Source organism: Arenimonas composti TR7-09 = DSM 18010 (assembly GCF_000426365.1).
GTDB classification, from domain to species: Bacteria; Pseudomonadota; Gammaproteobacteria; order Xanthomonadales; family Xanthomonadaceae; genus Arenimonas; species Arenimonas composti.
On sequence record NZ_AUFF01000023.1, the window covers coordinates 1 to 2,017 of the forward strand.

Annotated in this window: 1 protein-coding gene and 1 pseudogene; both read right to left on the reverse strand. The window is 61.5% G+C overall.

The window, feature by feature from the left end; genetic code table 11:
* Positions 1–335, reverse strand: a pseudogene (locus K311_RS17045) (RHS repeat protein); the annotation flags it as partial.
* 683 nt (positions 336–1,018) lie between these two features.
* Positions 1,019–2,017 (reverse strand): RHS repeat domain-containing protein (locus tag K311_RS18230; protein WP_161627323.1); only part of this gene is annotated, 999 nt, incomplete at its 5' end.

Sequence of the window (2,017 nt, forward strand, 5' to 3'; positions counted from 1 at the left end):
TTGCCATTGCGATCGTAAAGGTAGGTGTCGTCGAGCACGTCGATGCCGCCGGTGTCGACGCTGGTCTCCGGCAGGCCGCGTGGGTTCTGGGTCAGCACGTGGATGATGCCGTTGCCGTAGCTGAACTGCCTGATCGCGCCGTTCGGGAAGTACTGCACGCCGGTCGCGTAGGCGCCGGCCTGGGTCGGCTGGCCGAGGGCGTTGGGTGCGTAGGCGACGACGTGGCCGTCGGCGTACTCCAGGCTGGCCGGGTGGCCGTTGGCGGTGTAGCCGTATTCGGTAGTCCAGTCGATAGCATCGACTTCCTTGCCATGCGTGAGACGAGCACCCCACAACCCACGCGCACCCCGCATCCCACGCGGCTGTTCAGGCGAGCACGCGAGTCCAGGCTTCTCAGTGCCCAGGAAGGTTCACGTATGGGATGCGCCGCATGGGCCGCGTCGATGACTCGTCCAAGGCGTGCCATTCGAGTCTTGGGTCGGCCCAATCAACTTGGTCGAAGGACCTCCATGCGGTCGGCGCGACCTCGACACGAGAATTCCGTCGTCGAAACATGACACCCGATGGCGGAATCCACCGCACAGAAACTCCGTCGCATGAGAACGCGGTGTCTCCCCGATGCACTGCGAGGCGGCCGATCCCAGCCATCCCGTCGAAGCTCAACGTGTCGCGACTGAATCGCCCTCGCTCTGAGCCGGATGCAGGGCTCGCGCTGGGGACGAAGACCTCGGCAACCGCATGACTCTTGACGCTGATTGTCTGCAGCACTCCTGCCTGGCCGATTCGCTCCACGTTCACTTCGACGAAACGGACGGCGCAGCGAGCCCCCCCACTCCTAATAAGAAGAATTCGGTCAGGCTCGATGTCGACCCACTCGAAGCCCACAATTACGGCCTCTTTCGTGCCCTCCCCGATCAAGTCTGGGGAAGGCCGACTCGCCTCGTTGGCCTTCGTATTGAAACTCGCCGCAACAATGGCGGGCGCGAGAAGCATTAGTCTGAGACCACTGATGCGCATGTCATTGCCTCCGTACCGGAGTGATATGGGGCTCATTTGTGGGGAGAGGCGATGTCCAGCTATTGCACCCGACCACCAAAGACGGTCCGCACTGGCCTGATTTCCAAGGTAGGTCAGTTGCCATCGATGCATTCCGCCCATCGCCCTGACTTGAGTCCTCCGAAGCAGCGTCAAACACTTCCTCCGTATCCCTCAAGGCGTCTGAAAGTTCTTGTTTCTTGGGGAAGATGTCCCGAAGCAGGTGTTTCAGCGATTCGATAAAGCCCATCTCGCGAAATCCATTCCACTCCGCAAATCCATGATGACCCCCAGCGTGTCGGTCTTGAACAGCGTGTGCAGCGAGACCCAGATCCCCTCTCGAAATCGCGTCGTGAACGAGCCTGGAATTCAGGCGCTCAGCATTCCCGACATCTTGGCCAGCTACTCGCATGGCATGGATTGCCGCGGCTACCGGCGTTACGTCTTGCGACCCCGCCTCGAAATCCGCGTGCATGGCACGAAACGCATGTCGGATACTCGCGAAAAGCGAAAGGCCTGACCTGCGAGCAGCGACATAGGTAAGAATTCCGTGCCACGGAACCGCGAATCTGCCGTCCGGATCAACGTGCGAAATAGGGTTCGCTCTAGCATACGTATATCTGGCAAAGTTAGACCCATGATCCGAAGGCACGGGATCTCGCGAGATGAATCGGCCGATAGAAGGATCGTAGTACCGTTGCTGCATGTACACGAGCCGCGAGCCTGCATCGGCGACATGCCCGGTGAACCCCGGCCCGCTCTCCCATGATCCGTCCGCCGGCTCGCCGTAGGCCGTCTGCCGGTTGTAGCTGACCGCGGTGCCGTTGTGGTTCGTCACCGCGATCGGCGAACCGAGCGCATCGGTGTGCTGGTACTCGATCACCGCGGTGCCGCCGCCGACCGGGATCGTGCGCTTCGCCACCAGGCTGCCGCCGAGGTAGATGTAGGTGTGGTCGACGTCGGTCGCGGGCTTCAGGTCGCG